This is a genomic window from Avibacterium volantium, assembly GCF_049366555.1.
Classification (GTDB): Bacteria; Pseudomonadota; Gammaproteobacteria; order Enterobacterales; family Pasteurellaceae; genus Avibacterium; species Avibacterium volantium_A.
Genome location: NZ_JBMMGT010000089.1, coordinates 1 through 222, shown reverse-complemented (window position 1 = coordinate 222; position 222 = coordinate 1). Strand labels below are relative to the sequence as shown.

The following is a 222-nucleotide window of genomic DNA, read 5'->3' as shown; positions in this document are numbered from 1 at the left end:
TACTAATTGCCCGAGAGGCTTAACTATACAACACTCAAGGGTTTTGGCTTGTTTTTGTTGAAGACATAAATAACGAATAGAAAAGACATAAAGAAAGATAAAGAATCTAAAGGATACAAAGAATTATCTTGGCGGCGCTAGTGCAGTGGACCCACCTAACTCCATGCCGAACTTAGAAGTGAAACGCTGTAACGCCGATGGTAGTGTGGGGAATCCCCATGT

At 41.4% G+C, this 222-nt stretch carries 1 rRNA gene; it reads left to right on the top strand.

The annotated features are described in order from the left end of the window. Positions 1 to 127: 127 nt before the first annotated feature. A 5S ribosomal RNA gene (gene rrf, locus ACLS0A_RS11115) occupies positions 128 to 222 on the top strand; the annotation flags it as partial.